We start from the raw sequence: 334 nt of genomic DNA, 5'->3' as shown, positions 1-334 counted from the left end.
AGAAGCTCCTCTTAAATTGGCATGTTCAGGGATACGGTACTCTTTATGATTGGCATCCCCGACCATGTCCATATTGTTATCCAGGATGTTTTTCACGGCGGTGTAACTGAACTTATAGCCCGTCAAAGCCCTCTTACAGGCATTCTCCATCCGGAGGGCGCCGTAGGCTTTTATCAGCCTTAGAAGGCCCAGACAAGAAGAATAGGACTGGTCAATGATCATTTTGCTGTCCATTACTTTTTTGAAAAGCTCATAAGTACAAGGCCCGTTTTCAGCGGCTTTTCTCAGATAGTATTCCGGGTCCCAGCCCTGCTGTCTGGATATTGCCTTGTGG

1 pseudogene is annotated in these 334 nt (G+C 47.0%); it reads right to left on the bottom strand.

The features are described from left to right. Positions 1 to 334 (bottom strand): annotated as a pseudogene (locus tag AC1XUF_RS32070) (IS21 family transposase); the annotation flags it as partial.

This window comes from Dyadobacter sp. HNCC25DJ185, from assembly GCF_056895195.1.
Note: the sequence above shows the minus strand (reverse complement) of the source record. Positions and strands in the feature narration are given on the sequence as shown.